The 19,409-nt window shown below is 62.5% G+C and carries 18 protein-coding genes and 1 tRNA gene; 13 read left to right on the forward strand and 6 right to left on the reverse strand.

Going from position 1 to position 19,409, the window contains the following annotated elements:
- Positions 1-11 precede the first annotated feature (11 nt).
- From D3M59_RS07135 to D3M59_RS07165, 7 genes are all read left to right on the forward strand, one after another.
- Positions 12-1,544 (forward strand): acyl-CoA carboxylase subunit beta, encoded by a 1,533-nt coding sequence (locus D3M59_RS07135; protein WP_119532979.1) that lies wholly within the window; start codon positions 12-14, stop codon positions 1,542-1,544.
- Positions 1,545-1,551: 7 nt separating this feature from the next.
- Positions 1,552-1,971 carry a methylmalonyl-CoA epimerase gene (gene mce / locus D3M59_RS07140; protein ID WP_119532980.1) on the forward strand — a complete coding sequence of 140 codons (420 nt, stop codon included), beginning with the start codon at positions 1,552-1,554 and terminating at the stop codon, positions 1,969-1,971.
- Positions 1,971-2,432 carry an OsmC family protein gene (locus D3M59_RS07145; protein WP_119532981.1) on the forward strand — a complete coding sequence of 154 codons (462 nt, stop codon included), beginning with the start codon at positions 1,971-1,973 and terminating at the stop codon, positions 2,430-2,432. The genes mce and D3M59_RS07145 overlap by 1 nt, the downstream gene beginning before the upstream one ends.
- Positions 2,429-2,668: a hypothetical protein gene (locus tag D3M59_RS07150; RefSeq protein WP_119532982.1), complete on the forward strand. Its 240-nt coding sequence runs from the start codon at positions 2,429-2,431 to the stop codon at positions 2,666-2,668. Before D3M59_RS07145 ends, D3M59_RS07150 begins: the two co-directional genes overlap by 4 nt.
- A gap of 38 nt (positions 2,669-2,706) precedes the next feature.
- Positions 2,707-4,842, forward strand: coding sequence for a methylmalonyl-CoA mutase (gene scpA, locus D3M59_RS07155; protein ID WP_119532983.1), 2,136 nt, complete (start codon positions 2,707-2,709; stop codon positions 4,840-4,842).
- Between the two features lie 195 nt (positions 4,843-5,037).
- Positions 5,038-7,074 (forward strand): acetyl-CoA carboxylase biotin carboxylase subunit, encoded by a 2,037-nt coding sequence (locus tag D3M59_RS07160; protein WP_119532984.1) that lies wholly within the window; start codon positions 5,038-5,040, stop codon positions 7,072-7,074.
- Positions 7,075-7,133: 59 nt separating this feature from the next.
- Positions 7,134-8,381: an alpha/beta fold hydrolase gene (locus D3M59_RS07165; protein ID WP_119532985.1), complete on the forward strand. Its 1,248-nt coding sequence runs from the start codon at positions 7,134-7,136 to the stop codon at positions 8,379-8,381.
- Here the strand turns inward: D3M59_RS07165 and D3M59_RS07170 are convergent.
- From D3M59_RS07170 to D3M59_RS07190, 5 genes are read right to left on the reverse strand one after another with little or no spacing between them, the layout of a single operon-like run.
- Positions 8,378-9,955, reverse strand: coding sequence for an AMP-binding protein (locus D3M59_RS07170; RefSeq protein WP_119532986.1), 1,578 nt, complete (start codon positions 9,953-9,955; stop codon positions 8,378-8,380). The genes D3M59_RS07165 and D3M59_RS07170 overlap by 4 nt on opposite strands.
- A complete protein-coding gene (locus D3M59_RS07175) occupies positions 9,952-10,344 on the reverse strand; it encodes a RidA family protein (RefSeq protein ID WP_119532987.1) in 393 nt (130 codons plus the stop codon). Before D3M59_RS07175 ends, D3M59_RS07170 begins: the two co-directional genes overlap by 4 nt.
- A complete protein-coding gene (locus D3M59_RS07180; protein ID WP_119532988.1) occupies positions 10,341-11,492 on the reverse strand; it encodes an acyl-CoA dehydrogenase family protein in 1,152 nt (383 codons plus the stop codon). Before D3M59_RS07180 ends, D3M59_RS07175 begins: the two co-directional genes overlap by 4 nt.
- Entirely contained in the window at positions 11,485-12,294 is an 810-nt protein-coding gene (locus D3M59_RS07185) for an enoyl-CoA hydratase family protein (protein ID WP_233543189.1), read from the reverse strand. Before D3M59_RS07185 ends, D3M59_RS07180 begins: the two co-directional genes overlap by 8 nt.
- Positions 12,291-13,082, reverse strand: coding sequence for an SDR family NAD(P)-dependent oxidoreductase (locus D3M59_RS07190; RefSeq protein ID WP_119533333.1), 792 nt, complete (start codon positions 13,080-13,082; stop codon positions 12,291-12,293). Before D3M59_RS07190 ends, D3M59_RS07185 begins: the two co-directional genes overlap by 4 nt.
- Before the next feature lie 49 nt (positions 13,083-13,131).
- On the opposite strand from D3M59_RS07190, the gene D3M59_RS07195 reads away from it, so the two are divergent.
- The 6 genes from D3M59_RS07195 (at position 13,132) to D3M59_RS07220 (ending at position 19,199) form a co-directional block, all read left to right on the forward strand.
- Complete coding sequence (locus D3M59_RS07195; RefSeq protein WP_119532990.1) at positions 13,132-14,244, forward strand: S-(hydroxymethyl)glutathione dehydrogenase/class III alcohol dehydrogenase; 1,113 nt, start codon at positions 13,132-13,134, stop codon at positions 14,242-14,244.
- Positions 14,245-14,256: 12 nt separating this feature from the next.
- Positions 14,257-14,640 carry a VOC family protein gene (locus D3M59_RS07200; protein ID WP_119532991.1) on the forward strand — a complete coding sequence of 128 codons (384 nt, stop codon included), beginning with the start codon at positions 14,257-14,259 and terminating at the stop codon, positions 14,638-14,640.
- Between the two features lie 2 nt (positions 14,641-14,642).
- On the forward strand, positions 14,643-15,485 hold the full coding sequence (fghA, locus tag D3M59_RS07205) for an S-formylglutathione hydrolase (protein ID WP_199662448.1): 843 nt from the start codon (positions 14,643-14,645) through the stop codon (positions 15,483-15,485).
- Positions 15,482-16,741 (forward strand): MgtC/SapB family protein, encoded by a 1,260-nt coding sequence (locus D3M59_RS07210; RefSeq protein ID WP_119532992.1) that lies wholly within the window; start codon positions 15,482-15,484, stop codon positions 16,739-16,741. Before fghA ends, D3M59_RS07210 begins: the two co-directional genes overlap by 4 nt.
- 56 nt (positions 16,742-16,797) lie before the next feature.
- Positions 16,798-18,135, forward strand: coding sequence for a dicarboxylate/amino acid:cation symporter (locus D3M59_RS07215; protein WP_119533335.1), 1,338 nt, complete (start codon positions 16,798-16,800; stop codon positions 18,133-18,135).
- 173 nt (positions 18,136-18,308) lie between these two features.
- Positions 18,309-19,199 carry an alpha/beta fold hydrolase gene (locus tag D3M59_RS07220; RefSeq protein WP_119532993.1) on the forward strand — a complete coding sequence of 297 codons (891 nt, stop codon included), beginning with the start codon at positions 18,309-18,311 and terminating at the stop codon, positions 19,197-19,199.
- A gap of 123 nt (positions 19,200-19,322) precedes the next feature.
- On the opposite strand, the gene D3M59_RS07225 is transcribed toward D3M59_RS07220, so the two are convergent.
- Positions 19,323-19,397 (reverse strand) — tRNA-Glu (locus D3M59_RS07225).
- Between the last annotated feature and the right edge of the window lie 12 nt (positions 19,398-19,409).

Consider the following 19,409-nt stretch of genomic DNA (forward strand, 5'->3'; position numbering starts at 1 on the left):
AGAGGATTTCCATGGCCACGACGATCGAACAGCTGGAACAACGGCGCGCCGCGGCGCGCATGGGCGGAGGTCAGAAACGCATTGACGCGCAACACGCCAAGGGGCGGCTGACCGCGCGCGAGCGATTGACCGTGCTGCTCGATCCCGACTCGTTCGAAGAAGTCGACATGTACGTCGAGCATAACTGCGTCGACTTCGGGATGGAGAGCCAGAAGTTCCCGGGCGATGGCGTGGTCACGGGCAGCGGCACGATCAACGGCCGTCTGGTCTATGTCTTTGCGCAGGATTTTACCGTGTTTGGCGGATCGCTGTCCGAGCGGCACGCCCAGAAGATTTGCAAGATCATGGACGCGGCGATGAAGGTCGGAGCGCCGGTGATCGGTCTGAACGACAGTGGCGGTGCGCGCATCCAGGAAGGCGTGGCATCGCTCGGCGGCTACGCCGAGGTATTCCAGCGCAATGTGCTGGCATCAGGTGTCGTCCCGCAGCTCAGCCTGATTATGGGGCCGTGCGCTGGAGGCGCGGTCTATTCCCCAGCGATGACCGACTTTATCTTCATGGTGAAGGACTCCAGCTACATGTTCGTCACGGGTCCCGACGTGGTTAAGACCGTGACCAATGAAGTCGTGACCCAGGAGGAACTGGGCGGCGCGGTCACCCACACGACCAAGTCAGGTGTTGCCGACGTGGCGTTCGAAAATGACATCGACGCGCTGTTGGCGGCGCGCGAATTCTTCGACTTTCTGCCGCTGTCGAACCGGCATGACGTTCCCGAGCGGCCGACCGAGGACGCTTGGGATCGGATCGAGGAGAGCCTCGACACGCTCATACCGCCGAGCGCGAACCAGCCCTATGACATGCATGAGCTGATCCGGAAGGTCGCGGACGAGGGCGATTTCTTCGAGCTTCAGCCAAACCATGCCGGCAACATCATCATCGGTTTTGCGCGGATCGAGGGGCGCACGGTGGGTATCGTTGCCAACCAGCCGATGGTGCTGGCCGGCTGCCTCGACATCAACTCCTCGAAGAAGGGCGCGCGCTTTGTCCGCTTCTGCGACGCGTTTGAGATTCCGATCATTACTTTCGTCGACGTGCCGGGCTTCCTGCCGGGCGTGGGGCAGGAACATCACGGCATCATCAAGCATGGCGCAAAGCTGCTGTTCGCCTATGCCGAAGCGACGGTTCCGAAGATCACGGTCATAACCCGAAAGGCTTATGGCGGGGCTTACGACGTCATGGCGTCGAAGCACCTGCGTGGGGATTTGAACTATGCCTGGCCGACTGCCGAGATCGCCGTGATGGGCGCGAAGGGCGCGGTCGAGATTATCTTCCGCCAGGACATCGGCGATCCCGACAAGATCGCGGAGAGGACGCGCGAATATGAAGAGCGCTTCGCCAACCCCTTCGTCGCGGCGAGCAAGGGCTTCATCGACGAGGTGATCTATCCCCACTCGACCCGCAAGCGCATCGCGCTGGGGCTGCGCAAGCTACGCGACAAGCAGCTCGAGAACCCGTGGAAGAAGCACGACAATATTCCGCTGTGAGGCATGCATGAAACTGGGACGATTGAACCACGTCGGGGTGGCTACCCCTTCAATCGATAGGTCGGTCGCATTGTACCGGGACAAGATGGGCGCAACGACCGTCCATGATCCGTTCGACTTGCCTGCACAGGGCGTGCGCGTCTGCTTCGTCGATGCGCCGAACATGCAGGTGGAGTTGATAGAGCCGCTGGGAGAAGGCTCGCCGATTTTAAAGTTCCTCGAGCGCAATCCCGAGGGTGGGCAGCATCACCTTTGCTTCGAAGTCGACGACATCGACGAGGCGCGGGCGTTCTACGACTCGAAGGGCGTGCGTATCCTCGGACCCACGCGCATCGGGGCGCATGGGACGCCGATTTTCTTCCTCCACCCGAAGGACATGGGCGGGGTACTAACCGAGATCATGGAAAGCCCCAGGCAGGCACACTGATGCCCAAACACAGCGCCATTGTCAGTTGGTCAAACGCCAATCCCGAGTCGTTCCGGCACGGCCACTACAGCCGCGCGCACGAGTGGCGGTTCGACGGTGGGGCGGTTGTGCCGGGATCGGCAAGTCCTGACGTGGTTCGTGCGCCGTGGAGTGACGCAGCAGCGGTCGACCCGGAGGAGGCGTTCTTGGCGTCCATCTCCAGCTGCCACATGCTTTGGTTCCTCGATCTCGCGCGGCAGGCGGGATACGCGGTGACGAGCTACGATGACGAAGCTTCCGCAGCCTTGGTCCGCGGCGCCGACGGCAAAGTGCGGATCGAAGAGGTAGTACTTCAGCCAGAGGTGCGCTTCGCGCGCCCGCAGCCAGATGCGGCGACGATCGACGCGCTCCACCGCCACGCGCACGAAAAATGCTTCATCGCCAATTCGGTCAGCGCGAAGATCCGCGTGAACGCGCGATGAAAGGGGAGGACATATTCCTCGGGGTGCTTCTGGTAGCGCTCGCCGTGCTGCTCGTGGTTCGCATCGTCCGATCGCTGCGAACCGACGTGATTCCGCTTTATCGCACGCGGGTATCGCGCGCCGAGATCGGGAGCGCGAAGTTCCGAACGATAGTCGCGCTGAACGGACTAGTCGCGCTGGGGCTTTTCGTGCTCGCCGCCGATCTGTTCCTTGGGCTTGGCATCCGCTCGCGCTGATTGGCAGGCGGGCGCGACGGCGCTAGGGCGGTGCCGACATGAACGATGATACCCGCAAAGACCTATGGAAATCCCTCGCCGACAAGGAATCGAAGGGAAAGGACCTAAGCCGCGAGACGCCTGAGGGCATTACTCTCAAGACCGTTTACGGCCCTGAGGACGCCGCACATATCGACAGCGGTTATCCTGGCGTCGCTCCTTACACGCGTGGGCCCTATGCGACGATGTATTCGGGCCGTCCGTGGACGATCCGCCAATACGCCGGATTTTCTACTGCCGAGGAGTCCAACGCCTTTTATCGCCGCAATCTTGCCGCCGGGCAAAAGGGGCTAAGCGTCGCCTTCGACCTCGCTACGCACCGCGGCTACGACAGCGATCATGCGCGCGTAACCGGAGACGTTGGCAAGGCTGGCGTCGCAATCGACAGCGTCGAGGACATGAAGCTGCTGTTCGATGGCATCCCATTGGATGAGATGAGCGTCAGCATGACGATGAACGGCGCAGTGCTGCCGGTGATGGCCTTCTACATCGTCGCGGGCGAGGAGCAGGGCGTCGACCGCAAGCTGCTCAGTGGGACTATCCAGAACGACATTCTAAAAGAGTTCGCGGTCCGCAACACCTATATCTACCCGCCCGACCCCTCGATGCGGATCGTCAGCGACATCATCGCCTACACGTCCGTCGAGATGCCGAAGTTCAATAGCATTTCGATCAGCGGTTATCACATGCACGAGGCCGGGGCGACGGCGGTGCAGGAACTCGCCTACACGCTCGCGGACGGTGTGGCCTATGTCCGGGCGGCGGTTGACGCGGGGCTCGACATTGACGCCTTTGCGCCGCGCCTGTCGTTTTTTTTCGGCATCGGCATGAACCTCTTCATGGAGGTAGCGAAGCTTCGCGCAGCCCGGACGCTGTGGGCACAAATCATGACCGACCTCGGCGCCAAGACCGAGAAGTCGAAGCTGCTGCGCACGCACTGCCAGACCAGCGGCGTATCGCTGACCGAGCAGGACCCCTACAACAATATTATCCGCACCACGGTCGAAGCGCTCGCCGCGGTACTCGGCGGTACCCAGTCGCTGCACACCAACAGCTTTGACGAAGCGATTGCGCTGCCGACCGATTTCTCGGCGCGCATTGCCCGCAACACCCAGTTGATCCTTGCCGAGGAAAGCGGCGTGACAGCCGTCGCCGACCCGCTCGGCGGAAGCTGGTATGTCGAGGCGCTGACCCGAGAGCTGGAAGAAAAAGCGCAGGCGCTGATCGACGAGGTCGAGGCGCATGGCGGAATGACGAGGGCGGTCGCCGAAGGCCTACCCAAGACCCGCATCGAGGAGGCCGCTGCAGCGCGTGCCGCAAAGGTCGATACGGGCGAAACGGTGATTGTAGGCGTCAACCGCTACCGGCTCGAAAATGAGCCGGAGATCGACATCCTCGAGGTCGACAATGCCCGGGTTCGGGCGGGGCAGATTGCGCGACTGGAAAAGATGCGGAGCAACCGGGACGAGACAAAAGCCCGCTCAGCGCTGGATGCCCTCGAGGCCGGTGCGCGCAGCAACGGCAACCTGCTCGGACTTGCGGTCGAGTGCGCGCGGGCGCGCTGCTCGCTGGGCGAAATCTCCTCGGCGCTGGAGAATGTTTTCGGCCGTTACGCGACCAGCCCGCACCCGGTCAGCGGCATTTATGGCCAGCGCAAGGACGCGCGCTGGGCGGCTGCCGTCGAGGACACTAGGGCCGTCGCGGGCCGCATTGGCCGCAAGCCCCGAATCCTCGTCGCAAAAATGGGTCAGGACGGCCACGACCGCGGCGCGAACCTCGTGTCTTCTGCGTTCGGTGACCTGGGCTTCGAGGTGATTGCCGGCCCGCTGTTCCAAACACCGCGCGAGGCGGCGGAACTGGCAGTCCAAAAGGACGTGGACGTAGTCGGCGCAAGCTCGCTTGCCGCCGGTCACAAGACACTAATCCCCGAACTGATCGTCGCCCTGAAGGAAATGGGCCGCGCTGACATCAAGGTTGTCGCAGGCGGCGTCATCCCGCCGCAGGATTACGCGATGCTGCGCGAGGCCGGTGTGCAGGCGATCTTTGGGCCGGGCACCAATCTGGCCGACGCGGCCGATGAAGTCCTGCGCCTGCTCGGCCACAACAAGCCCCCGGTGGACGAGGTAGCGGAATGAAGAGGGGGAGCTTTCTGAATGGGCTGTTCGCAGTCCCAGTTATCTGCATTTCCGCGTCGCCTGTAGCCGCCGGGCCGAATTCTCGAGTTTCGGGCAAGCGACGAAGTTTGAGCATGCGCCGGAAACACTGACGGCGTCCGAAGTCAGGCATCGCTCTGCCAAGTCGAATTTATGTAGTCGAGGGAGTGCCCCCCAGTGTTCAAGAAAATTCTGATCGCCAACCGTGGCGAGATCGCATGCCGGGTCATCCAGACGGCGCGCAAAATGGGCATCAAGACGGTCGCGGTCTATTCGGATGCCGACGCCCGCGCGCCCTTCGTGAAGATGGCCGATGAGAGCGTTCGCCTCGGCCCCGCGCCGGCGTCGGAAAGCTACCTCAAGGCCGAATTGATCATCGACGCGTGCAAGGCGACGGGCGCGGAGGCGGTGCATCCGGGCTATGGTTTCCTGTCGGAACGCACCAGTTTTGCCGAGGCGCTGGCGGCCGAGGGCATCGCTTTTATTGGCCCGCCGGTAAACGCCATCGCAGCGATGGGCGACAAGATAGAATCGAAGAAACTGGCGTTGAACGCGGGGGTCAACGTCGTCCCCGGCTTCGTCGGTGAGATCGATGATATCGATCATGCTGTGAAGATCGCGTCCGAAATCGGTTATCCTGTGATGATGAAAGCCAGCGCGGGCGGTGGCGGTAAGGGTATGCGTCTGGCCTATAGCGAGCAGGACGTCCGGGAGGGCTTCGAAGCGACGAAGCGCGAAGGTCTTTCGAGCTTCGGTGACGATCGTGTGTTCATCGAGAAATTCATCGAGGACCCACGCCACATCGAGATTCAAATCCTTGGCGACCAGCACGGCAACATACTTTATTTGAACGAGCGCGAATGCTCGATTCAGCGCCGCCACCAGAAGGTGGTCGAGGAAGCGCCATCACCCTTCGTCACGCCCGAGATGCGCAAGGCGATGGGCGAACAGTGCGTGGCCCTCGCCCGTGCCGTGGGATATTATTCGGCCGGGACGGTGGAGTTGATTGTCAGCGGCAAAGATCCGACCGGCAAGAGCTTCTACTTCCTCGAGATGAACACTCGCCTCCAGGTGGAGCATCCGGTGACGGAGGCAATAACCGGCATCGACCTGGTCGAGCAGATGATCCGCGTCGCGGCAGGCGAAAAGCTGTCGTTTGGTCAGGCTGATATCGGCATCGACGGCTGGTCGATCGAGAACCGCGTCTATGCTGAGGACCCTTATCGCGGTTTCCTGCCGTCGACAGGCCGGCTAATTCGCTATCAACCGCCGGTCGAAGGCTGGAGCAGCGACGGCGAAGCCAACGGTCGCCGTGGCGTCGCGGGGGTGCGTGTCGACGACGGCGTCTTCGAAGGCGGCGAAGTCAGCATGTTCTACGATCCGATGATCGCCAAGCTGGTGACCTGGGGGAAAACGCGCGATGAGGCGGCTGATTTGCAGATCGCGGCGCTCGACGCATTCCAGCTTGACGGTGTCGGCGACAATATCGACTTCCTGTCCGCGCTGATGCAGCACCCGCGATTCCGCGCGGGCGAACTCACCACAGGCTTCATCGCCGAGGAATATCCCGAAGGCTTTCCGGGCGCTCCGGCGGACGAGGAGCTGGTCAAGGACTTGGCCGCTATTTCGGCACTGGTCGCGGCAACCTACGAGACGCGCGCGGCAATGATCGATGGACAGCTGGGCGGGCCGGTATTCCCTGACGGCGACTATGTCGTCCGCGTCTCGGGCGATGAATTTGCCGTTGCGGTCGAGCCCTATGATGGCGGCTTGCTGGTCAGCATCGACGGCGAAGAGGAAATCGACCTCATCGCCGACTACGTGCCGGGGCAAAAGCTGCTGGTCGCTAACCTCGACGAGCGCAGGCGCACTGTGCAGATTGCTAGGAAGGGCCGTGGCTGGCTGCTTACGACGCGCGGCGCTCGGCACGAAGTGACCGTCCTCAGTCCGCACGTTGCCGACCTCACCCGCCACATGATCGAGAAGGTCGCGCCAGACATGTCGCGCTTCCTGCTGGCACCGATGCCGGGCCTGCTCACCAAGTTAGAGGTAACGCCGGGCGATAAAGTTGAGGCCGGACAGCCCATGGCGGTGGTCGAGGCGATGAAGATGGAAAACATCCTTCGCGCGACCAAGGCTGCCACCGTCAAGGCCACGCCGGTTGCTGCGGGCGAAAGCCTGACGGTCGACCAGGTGATCGTGGAATTCGAATAAGTCGGTGGCTTGCCGATAGGAACGGGGAAGCGCAAAAAGCCACTCAAAGGGGCTGGCGATTGGGCAATCTGTTCCTCAGCTATGCGCGTGATGACCGGCCTGTGGCCGACCGGCTCGGCGTTGCGCTGGAGGCCGCCGGACACCGTGTCTGGTGGGACCGGCAACTGTCGGGCGGTTCACAATTTTCGACGGCGATCGAGCAGGAATTGGATCGGGCAGACCATGTGCTGGTGCTATGGTCTCGCGATGCGGTGCAGTCGCCGTGGGTGCGTGATGAGGCGGCATACGCCCGGGATGCCGGAAAGCTGATCCCGCTGACGTTGGACGGTGGACCGTCGCCACTGGGCTTTCGTCAATTTCATACAGTCGACGCAAGCAACTGGGTAAACGGTAGCAATCCCGGGCTGCCGGATGGACTGGAGCAGGCGCTCGGTACAGCGCCGGCAGCAGATGCCAGCGAGCGGCCAAAACAGCGCGTTCAATTCTGTCGGACTAGTGACGGAGTTACGCTGGCATACAGCAAGGTCGGTAGCGGAACGCCGCTGCTGAAGTCTGCCAACTGGCTTAATCATCTTGAATATGAGTGGGGCAACCCGCTGTGGCGGCACTGGATCGACGAGTTTTCGGAGTGTCATACCTTGGTCCGGTACGACGAGCGGTGTAACGGCATGTCGGACTGGGATGCGCCGACCCTGTCGTTCAGCCTGCTCGTTGAAGATTTGTTGACTGTCGCGGACGCGGCCGGTCTGCAGCAATTCGACTTGCTGGCAATCTCCCAAGGCTGCCCCGTCGCCGTTGCCTTCGCGGTGCGTTATCCCGAACGGGTCCGCAGGCTGGTCATGATCAATGGCTTTGCGGCGGGCTGGGCTCATAGCCGCGACCCTGAGCAACGCGCGCAATGGGATGCTTTGGCCACGCTGGCGCGTACCGGATGGGGCAAGGACAATGCCGTCTTCCGTCAGACCTTCACCAATCTGTTCTTCCCGGAAGCGACGGCGCAGCAATCGGCATGGTGGAACGAGCTGCAGAAGCTATCTGCCTCTCCGAAAAACGCCGAGCGGTTGATGCGGCTGTTCGGGGAGATCGATGTCGGCGACCTGTTACCCCAGGTGCGTGCGCCGACGCTGGTCCTGCACTGCCAGAACGATCAGCTGGTACCGCTCGAGGCCGGCCGCCTAATGGCTTCCCGCATTCCCGACGCGCAGTTCGTTGCACTCGACAGCCACAACCACCTAGTGCTGCAGAACGAACCGGCTTGGCTGCGCCTGGTCGCGGAAGTGACCGCCTTCCTGTGTGATCAGCCCTAGTCGCGGTTGCGCAACTCCACTCGACGTAGTTTGCCCGTCGCTGTCTTCGGTAGTGCCTCAACAAACTCGATCTCGCGCGGATACTTGTAGGGCGCAATCATTGATTTTACAAAACTCTTGAGCTCGGAAATTAAGGCATCGCCTGCCTCAGTTCCGACAGCCGCGACAATGAATGCTTTCACCTTCTGGCCGCGTTCGGGGCAGGGAACCCCAATCACCGCGCATTCGGCGACGGCCGGATGGGCGAGTAGCGCGTTCTCCACTTCGGGCGCTCCAATATTGTAGCCACTGCTCACGATCATGTCATCGCTGCGCGCAACGTACCAAAAATAGCCGTCGGCATCCTTGCGGTAGGTATCGCCGGTGACGTTCCAACTGCCCTCGACATATTTGGATTGGCGTGGATCATCGAGATAGCGGCAGCCGGTTGGGCCCTTGATGGCAAGACGGCCCTCACCCTCGTCCAGCGGCCGGCCATGGTCGTCGAGCACGGTGGCCACATAGCCCGGCACGGCTCGCCCGGTGGATCCCGGACGAATATTGTCACCGCTCTCCGATATGAAGATGTGCATCATCTCGGTTGATCCAATGCCGTCGACGATCGGAATACCAGTGCGCTCCTTCCACGCTTCCCACGTCGCCTTGGGGAGGTGCTCGCCGGCCGAAAGGCAGGCCTTTAGCGTTCGCAGCGCGTCAACAAGCCCGGGCTGCGACAGCATTGCCTTATAGGCCGTCGGGGCAGTGGCGAGATGAGTTACACCGAACTTCGCCATCGCATCCAGCATCGCGGAGGGCGACGGCTGCTCGATGGTGGCGGTTGCCGCGCCGAATGCGAGCGGGAACATCAGCGTCGCGCCGAGTCCGAAGGTGAAGGCGATTGGCGCGCTGGTCATGACGATATCCCCCGGCGCCATCGGGAAATGGGCTTTGGCGAAGGTGTCGCACGGTGCAAGCACGTCGCGATGGAACTGGATGCATCCCTTGGGCATCCCTGTCGTGCCGCTGGTGAATGCAATCAGGGCGGGATCATCCCGGCCCGTATCAACCGGCGGCAACGGGGTCAGTCCGGCCGTCCGTGTCTCCAGCTCGCCTTTCCCGTAATCGCCGTCATATTTAGTCAGGTGTTTGACGAATCGGGTCTGGCTCATCGCTCCTCGAAAGTCGCCAATGAAGCGGCTGTCGACGATGGCATGGCCGACTTCAGATGCGTCGATGACGGTGGCGATTTCACCAGGTCGCAGCAACGGCATTGTCGTCACCGCGACGCCACCGGCCTTCAGAATTCCGAGCCAGGCAGCGAACATCGTGTAGCCGTTTGGTCCGCGCAGCAGGACGCGATTGCCCGGAACCAAGCCTTTTTCCTCAACTAAAAGGCGCGCGATACGGCCCGAGAAATCGTCGAGGTCGGCATAGGTCCAGCGACCATGGCCGTTCACGACGGCAAGGTCTGACGGGTCGCCGTGCTTCAACAGTTCGGCGGCGGCGTTCAGCCTTTCGGGATAGTCGAGCGGCAGGAACTCCGGCAGTTGCTCCACCTTCGGCAGCCGGTCGGACACAAAGCTGTCGTAGGTCATTCGGCGACGACCGCCGTGGCCTCGATCTCCACCTTGGCCGCAGGTTCGACGAGGCGAACGACCTGCACAAGGGCCATGGCGGGATAGTTTGAGCCCATCACCGATTTCCAGATTGGAGCGAGTTCGTCCCGGCTATCGATATATTCCTGGATGGACGTCACGTAGATGGTCAGCCGTACTATATGCTCCGGCCCCGCATTGTCCTCCTTCAGGATGGCGAGAACATTGCGAAGCGCCTGCGCGAACTGGGCATCGAGCCGGTGGGAAACGAGAAATTCCTGCTCGTTCCATCCAATTACCCCAGCGGTAAAAATCATCCGCCCAACGGCACTGATACCGTTCGAATATCCTTTCGGTCGGGGCCATCCGACAGGTTGGAGTATGTTCATGCGCGATGCTCCTTCAAAAGATCGCGGGCGATGACCATCCGCTGAACTTCACTCGCGCCTTCATAAATGCGCAATGCGCGAATTTCCCGATAGAGTTCCTCAACCTTGGCGCCGACGGTAACGCCCAGCCCGCCATGGAGCTGGACGGCCATGTCGATTACTTTTTGCGCCTCTTCGGTGGCATGAAGCTTTGCCATGGCGGCGGCACGGCGGTTGTCGGCAACGCCCTTGTCCTGCTGCCACGCTGCGCGTGCGATTAACAGGGCCGATGCGTCGATGCGCGTCGCCATGTCGCCCAGCCGGTCCTGCGTTACGGCATTGTCGGCCAATGTCGCAGTCCCCAGCCGCCGGTTAGACGCAAACGATAGCGCTTCGTCCAGCCCGCGCTGAGCGAAGCCGAGAGCGGCGGCACCAACCGTCACGCGGAATAGGTTGAGCGTTTGCATCGCAATGCGAAATCCGTCCCCTTCGCTGCCCAGCATTGCGCTGGTCGGGAGCCGGACTCTATCGAGCCTGAGACGAGCCAACGGATGGGGTGCGATCACCTCGATGCGTTCCGGCACGGTCACACCTGCCGCGGGTAGCGGCAGGATGAACGCCGACAATCCCCGTGCGCCGTCGTCGCTGGTCCGGGCGAATAGGGTGACCACATCGGCAATGGTGCCGTTGGAGATGTAGGTCTTCTCGCCGTCGATGATCCAATCGTCGCCGGCGCGCACCGCTCGGGTCGCAATGCTCGCCGCGTCGGATCCGGCGTCCGGTTCGGTCAGCGCAAATGCGGCAATCGCTGATCCTCCTGAGACACCGGGCAGGAAATCGGCCTTTTGCTCCGCGTCCCCGAACAGGCTGATCGCGCCGGAACCCAGGCCCTGCATCGCAAAGGCGAAGTCGGCTAGACCGGAATGGCGGGCGAGCGTTGCACGGGCAATCGCGAGGCTGCGAACATCGGGGGGCGTGCCGCCGTCGGCTACGCATAGCTTCAGGAAGCCGGCCAAGCCGAGGTTGCGAACCAACGCTCGGCAATGCTCGTCTACATCCCTGGCAGGCGCGTCCGAAAGATGGTTCTTGCACCACCGATCCAGTTGGGACGAGAGCTCGCGGTGACGCGGCTCGAAGAATGGCCAATCGAGGTCGAGACCGCTAGTCACCTTGGAACTCCGGCCGACGCTTCGCGGCGAATGCTTCAAAGGCACGATGGAAATCGCGGGTTGTCATGCACTCGGCCTGGGCCTCGGCTTCCATGTCCAGCGCCGTGTCGATCGACACGTTCCATTCTGCATCCAGTTGCCGCTTGGTCATGTAATGCGCCTGAACCGGCCCGTCCGCGAGCTGGCGGGCAAGCGCCGCGGCCTCCGCTTTGACGTCCGGAACCAGCCGGCTGAAAAATCCCCAGCGCTCGCCTTCGTCGGCGTCCATCGAGCGCCCGGTGAACAGCAGTTCGGCCGCGCGGCCGTGTCCGATGATCCGCGGGAGAATGGCGCAGGCGCCCATGTCCGCTCCGGACAGGCCAACGCGGGTAAACAGGAAGGCGGTCTTCGCGTTGGGCGCTGCAAGTCGTAGGTCACTCGCCATTGCCAAAATCGCGCCCGCGCCGGCGCAGACGCCCTCGACCGCGGCAATGATGGGCTGCGGGCAGTCGCGCATCGCGCGCACCAGGTCGCCGGTCATTGTCGTGAATTCACGAAGACCGAGGATATCCATCTTAGTCAACGGGCCGATGATTTCGTGCACGTCGCCACCGGAACAGAAATTGCCCCCCGCGCCACTTAGAACGATGATCCGCACCCCGGGCGCGGTGCAGAGCGCGCGGAACAGATCTCGCAGTTCGGCGTAACTGTCAAAAGTGAGAGGGTTCTTCCGTTCCGGCCGGTCAAGCGTAATCGTCCCGACGCCATCAGCGAACGTCCAGCGAAAATGGGTGGGTTCCAATGTCGTTGGGTCAAGGCTCACGCGGTTGCCCCGCCATCGACCGTGAGGCAGGCGCCGGTAATTGATCGGCTCATCGGGTGGCATAGGTGCAGGATGGACGCCGCAACCTCGTCCGCCGACACGAGGCGGCCCGACGGATTCATGGCGGCCAGCGCTTCGCGGGCTTCGGCCTCGCTGCGCCGGGTGGCCTGGTGGATCCGCTCCGCCGATTGGTCGGTCATCGGCGTATCGACGAAGCCGGGGCAGACCGCGTTCACCGTGAGGAGGGTCCGCGCATATTCAAGCGCCAGGCTCTTCACCAATCCCACTGCGCCATGCTTCGACGCAACGTAGGGCGCCGCAAAGGCGGCACCACGAAGACCAGCAACGGACGCAACGACGACCAGTCTTTTATTGTCGCCCTGAAGCAGGTCCGGCAACGCGAGTTGGGCCCCGTCGAACAGCGAAGTGAGGTTGGTCGCGATAATGCGATCGAATGTGTCGCGGGCGGTCCGCGCGAACGGAGAGCTATCGGCGACTCCGGCGTTCAATATGAGAAAATCGATTGGCCCGTTTGCGGCCCGGGCCTCCGCATAGGCGGTCTCGATGGCCGAGCGATCCGTGACGTCGCATGGAATGGCCGCGCCGCCAATTTCGACCGCGATCTCCCGCATCGGTTCGGCGCGGCGTCCGAGCATTGAGACTTTCGCGCCTTCAGCCGCCAGCATGCGCGCGGTCGCGGCGCCGATGCCGCTTCCGCCGCCGGTGATCAGCGCGTGGCGCCCTGTTGCCCAGCCCAAATCGCGTCCCCTCTCATGTTCATCAAGCATTGGCGGATGGCTCGCGGCGTGGCAAGCGAGCGGCCGAAAAGGAGCAACCATGAAGACTCGTGCAGCCGTCGCCTTCGCCCCCAAGCAGCCGCTCGAAATCGTCGAACTAGACCTCGAGGGTCCGCAGCCCGGAGAAGTGCTGGTCGAGATTATGGCGACCGGTATCTGCCACACCGATGCCTACACGCTCGACGGCTTCGATAGCGAAGGTATCTTCCCCTCTATCCTCGGTCATGAGGGCGCAGGGATCGTTCGCGAAGTCGGTGCAGGCGTCAGGAGCGTCGTGCCCGACGACCATGTCATCCCGCTCTACACGCCCGAATGCCGTCAGTGCAAATCGTGCCTTTCCGGCAAGACCAACCTTTGTACGGCCATTCGTGCGACCCAGGGGAAGGGCTTAATGCCCGACGGCACCAGCCGGTTTAGCTACAAGGGCCAAACAATCTTTCATTACATGGGCTGCTCGACCTTCTCTAATTTCACGGTGTTGCCGGAAATCGCGGTCGCGAAGATCCGCGATGACGCGCCGTTCAAGACGAGTTGCTACATCGGCTGCGGCGTGACGACCGGCGTCGGCGCGGTCACCAATACCGCGAAGGTGCAAGTGGGTGACAATGTTGTCGTCTTTGGCCTCGGCGGCATCGGCCTCAACGTCATTCAGGGCGCTAAGCTCGCTGGCGCGAACAAGATCATCGGGATCGACATCAACCCGGACCGCGAGGATTGGGGCCGCAAGTTTGGCATGACCGACTTTCTCAACACCAAGGGCATGAGCCGAGACGATATCGTCGCAAAGGTCGTTGAGCTGACCGACGGCGGTGCCGATTACAGCTTCGACTGCACCGGCAATACCGATGTGATGCGCACCGCCCTGGAATGTTGCCACCGCGGCTGGGGCACCAGCATTATCATTGGCGTCGCTGAAGCCGGCAAGGAAATCGCGACCCGGCCGTTCCAGCTGGTCACCGGCCGAAACTGGCGCGGGACCGCATTTGGCGGCGCGAAAGGCAGGACCGACGTTCCGAAAATCGTCGATTGGTACATGGACGGGAAGATTCAAATCGACCCAATGATCACCCATGTCCTCACGCTGGACGAGATCAACAAGGGCTTCGACCTGATGCACGCGGGTGAGAGCATCCGCAGCGTCGTGGTATTCTAAAGGAGGGCGACAATGTTCAGTCATGTGATGCTGGGTTGCAGCGACCGCGAACGGGCGCGCAAATTCTACAATGCGACGATGGGAGTTCTAGGGCATGCACCGGGACAGGACTTCGGCAAGTCCGACTGGTGGATGACCAGGGAAGGCGCGTTGGGCATCGGCCTCCCGATCGATGGCCAGCCGTGCAGCCACGGCAATGGCTCGACTATTGGCCTCCGCGCCAGCAGCCCGGAAGAGGTCGACGCTTGGCATGCGGCGGGCGTTGCCAATGGCGGCACCTCGATCGAGGATCCTCCCGGCGTCCGGGATGCTGGCTTCGGCAAGATGTATCTTGCCTACCTTCGCGATCCCGATGGCAACAAGCTTTGCGGTTTTTACCGGATGCCGAAGGAATAAGCTTGGAGACCGTCAGCGAAACGCGAAGTCATGGCGGCGTCCAGGGCGTTTACCGCCACGCTTCAACGTCGACAAACACGGACATGGTTTACTCCGTGTTTGTGCCGCCCCAGGTCGCCCTGGGCCGTCCGCTGCCTGTCCTTTGGTATCTGTCGGGCCTGACTTGCACCCACGCAAATGTGACGGAAAAAGGCGAGTTCCGCGCTGCCTGTGCGGAACAGGGCATCATCTTCGTCGCGCCGGACACCAGCCCGCGCGGCCCGGACGTTCCGGACGATCCTGAGGGCCTGTGGGATTTCGGCCAGGGCGCGGGTTTCTACCTCGACGCGACCGAAGAGCCCTGGAGCCGCCACTTCAACATGGCGACCTACATTGTCGATGAGTTACCGCTGCTCATAGCCGAGCATTTCCCCGCGGACATGATGCGCCAGGGGATTACTGGTCATTCGATGGGCGGACACGGCGCCTTGACCCTCGCACTGCGAAACCCGGGCCTGTTCCGCTCCGTGTCGGCATTCGCCCCTATCGTTGCGCCTGGCCTGGTGCCGTGGGGCCGCAAGGCGCTCCGCCACTATCTCGGCGAGCTGGGCCCTGCTTGGCGACAGCATGACACGGTCGCGCTGATCGAGGATGGCGCGCGCGTCGGCGAGTTGCTGGTCGATGTCGGCGAGGCTGATCCATTCCTCGAAAAGGAACTGCGCCCTGAGCTGCTGGAGTCGGCATGCGATCTAGCGGGGATTGACCTCACGCTTCGGCGTCATGCCGGATATGATCATAGTTATTATTTCATCTCGACATTTATGGCCGATCATGTCCGCTGGCATGCGCAGCGGCTGGCGGGGTGATCGCCGGGCTTGAGCCATGGGCGCAGGATGCCATTCGGGTCGGCGCGGGCTTCGCGGCTGGCGCGTTGATCGGGGTGGAGCGGGGGTTCAACCAGCGGCGGCAAAAAGCGGGGACGCGCGTTGCCGGCGTTCGCACCTTCAGCTTGCTCGGCCTGGGCGCGGCCATCGCCGGATTGCTTGGCCGTACGCAGCCGATGGTCGCAGGAGCGCTCGTGCTGGCCGCGCTAGCGATGCTGGCCGTCGCGTATGCACCGAAGCTGAAGGCTAAGGCCGATGCAACCAGCCCGATCGCAGCAGTAGCGACCACGGGCATCGCCTTTCTTGCCGGGAACGGCATGGTCGGCCTTGCGCTTGCGTCGGCGGCTGTAGTCGTCCTGATACTCGCGTTGCGCGAAGATCTTCACGCCTTCATCAATCAACTCGACGAGCGCGACATCAAGGCGCTGGCAAGGTTCGCGGTCATCGCGCTTGCCGTGCTGCCCTTCCTGCCTGACAAGACATTCGGTCCCTACAATGCCTGGAACGCGGCGACGCTCTGGTGGGTGGTGATTCTCGTCACCGGTTTTTCATTTGCCGGCTATGTCGCGAACCGCATCTTCGGCGCTCGGCACGGTACGATCGCTACTGCGGTCATCGGCGGCGCCTACAGTTCGACAGCGGTGACTCAATCTCTGTCGCAACGACTAGGCAGCGCGGAGAGCAGCGGCGCCGAACCGGCCGGAATCGCACTGGCCAGCGCTGTCATGTACCTTCGCGTGGTGGTGTTGGTCGGGGTTCTGGCGACGCGGCTGCTAGTCGATTTCGCAGTCGTCGTCGGTCCGGCTCTTCTGGTGGCATTCACGGCAGGTTGGTGGCTTTATCGCACCGCCCCCAAGACGGAAGGCCCAGCCCCTCCCGGTAATCCGATTGCGCTGGTCCCGGCCCTAACGTTCCTCATCTTCCTCGCCGTCGCGGCGGTGGCAGCACGCTGGGCGGAGGCCCGCTTCGGACAGGAGGGAATCGCGCTGTTGCTGCTGATCATGGGGACGCTGGACGTCGACGCGGCAATCGTCACCGCCGGCGGTCTGCCTGCCGAGACCATTTCCCCTGCGCTCGCCGCGCTTGCACTTGGCGGCACAATCCTTGCCAACATGACAGTCAAGCTGGGCATCACAATCGCTTATGCACGGGGCAAGGGGCTGGGCGCGGCCACAGCTTTGGGGGCAAGCATGGCCGCGCTGGCGGCGAGCTTGGTGGTCGGATGGATGAGGTTATGATTCGCAACGGGGAAGACGCGCATCAACATTCGGCCGAAGCGACCGCGGCCGCGCACATGCGACGGCCATTCTACGCTCATCTCTACGTGCAAGTCTTGGTTGCCATCGCCCTTGGTGTGGTCGTCGGCCATTTCTGGCCTCAAACTGGTGAGTCGCTCAAACCGCTCGGCGACGGGTTCATCAAGCTGGTGAAGATGATCATCGCGCCGGTAATTTTCCTGACGCTGGTGACGGGCATCGCTGGCATGAGGGAAATGGCGACGGTCGGGCGCGTCGCGGGCAAAGCCTTTGCCTATTTCCTGTTCTTTTCGACGCTGGCTCTTATCGTCGGATTGATCGTCGCCAACCTGCTGCAGCCAGGTGCGGGGATGAACATCGATCCCGTGACACTCGATCCGGCCGCGGTCGCCTCCTACACCGAGAAGGCGCACGACAGTTCCATCACGGGCTTCCTGCTCGACATCGTCCCGACCACAATGCTGTCCTCGCTCACCGATGGATCGATATTACAAACGTTATTCGTGTCGATCCTGTTCGGCATTGCGTTGTCACTGGTCGGCAATGCCGGCGAGCCGGTGCTTGATTTCCTCGAACGGCTAAGCCTGGTTGTGTTCCGGCTGGTTGGTATCCTAATGCGCGCGGCGCCGGTCGGAGCGTTCGGCGCCATCGCTTTCACCATCGGCGCCTATGGCATCGGCACGCTCGCCAACCTCGGCGCGCTGCTGGTGACCTTCTATGTCACCTCGCTGCTGTTCGTGCTGGTCGTGCTGGGCGCAGTGGCGCGGCTCAACGGCTTTTCGATCCTCCGACTGATCCGATATCTGAAGGCCGAGTTGCTGCTCGTGCTGGGCACGTCGTCGTCGGAGGCGGCACTGCCCGCCCTGATCGACAAGATGGAGCGGGCCGGCTGTTCGCGCAGCGTGGTCGGCCTCGTCGTTCCCACCGGCTATTCCTTCAATCTGGACGGCACCAACATCTACATGACGCTCGCCGCCTTGTTCATCGCCCAAGCGACCGACGTGGATCTCTCGCTCGGCGACCAGATTGCGCTGCTCCTCGTGGCGATGATTAGCTCGAAAGGGGCGGCAGGGGTCACCGGCGCGGGCTTCATCACCCTTGCGGCTACGTTGTCGATCGTGCCCACCGTGCCTGTAGCGGGCATGGCGCTGATCCTCGGCATCGACCGCTTCATGAGCGAATGCCGCAGCCTGACCAATTTCATCGGTAATGCGGTCGCGACTGTGGTCGTCGCGCGCTGGGACAAGGCGCTTGATCAGGATCGCCTCGCGGCAGCCTTGGGCGGCAAGCCAATGCCGCCGGTCATGGGCATTTCTCCCGCCAGCCGGAAAATCGAGAAGGAACTCGACGCGCTCGACGGACTCTCGCAGGATTAGGCCAGAAGGCGGTTCCCCTGTCTTCGCGGCGCAACCCGATCCATGTTAAGGGATGGGACCGTCCCGATCCGACTCCGACGCGTTCGACGGACCCGTAATCGCCCGCCACTCGGCATATCGAGACACGGCGCCGGCCCCGACGGCCGGAACCCGCAGCGCCGGGAGCAAAGCTCATGCCATTCATTACCACCAGGGACGGGACCGAGATTTTCTATCGGGACTGGGGGCCCAGGGATGCCCAGCCAATCGTCTTGCATCACGGCTGGCCGCTGAGCGGCGATGACTGGGATGCGCAGTTCATATTCTTTCTGAACCAGGGCTTCCGCGTTATCGCCCACGACCGCCGCGGCCACGGCCGCTCGGCTCAGGTCAGTGATGGCCACGACATGGACCATTATGCGGCCGACGTTGCCGACCTCGCCGCGCAACTCGATCTTCGAAACGCGGTCCATGTCGGCCACTCTACCGGCGGCGGGGAAGTCGTGCGCTACGTTGCCGGGGCGGGCTCGGGCAGGGTCGCGAGTGCCGTCACTATCGCCGCAGTGCCGCCGCTAATGCTGAAGACCGATGCAAATCCCGGCGGAACACCGATTGAGGTCTTCGACGGCTACCGCGCGGGCGTTGCCACCAATCGCGCGCAAATCTACCTCGATGTCGCATCGGGCCCATTCTACGGATATAATCGCATCGGCGCCCAGGCGTCCGAAGGCATCATCCGCAACTGGTGGCGACAGGGAATGATGGGCGGAATCAAAGCCCATTACGACGGTATCAAGGCCTTTTCCGAGACCGACTTCACCGAGGACTTGCAAGCGATAGACGTGCCGGTCGCGGTGCTCCACGGAGACGACGACCAAATTGTTCCCTATGCCGACTCCGCACCTTTGTCCGCGCAACTGCTAAGGTACGGCGTGCTCAAGACCTATCCTGGGCTGCCGCATGGAATGGCGACGACCCATGCCGACCTCATCAATCGGGATATTTTGGCCTTCATCAGGGGCGAGCCGTTCGGCGCCGATGAGAAGACCCCCCCGACGGTCGTAGTTGAACCAATTCCGGTCTAGTGAAAGTCGGGTCGCTGGTTAGGGGCAGGCCGCCGTGGGGGCGCGCACAGAACGTTCGGACGCACAACGCAGGGATAGCGTGGCAGAGCGAAACCGTCGCCATCATGCTGCCGCTGGCAGAGATGGTGACCCCTACGGGAATCGAACCCGTGTTTCAGCCGTGAAAGGGCCGCGTCCTAACCGCTAGACGAAGGGGCCACGCTTGGTGCG

The sequence above is a fragment of the Sphingomonas edaphi genome (assembly GCF_003583725.1).
Lineage (GTDB): Bacteria > Pseudomonadota > Alphaproteobacteria > Sphingomonadales > Sphingomonadaceae > Sphingomicrobium > Sphingomicrobium edaphi.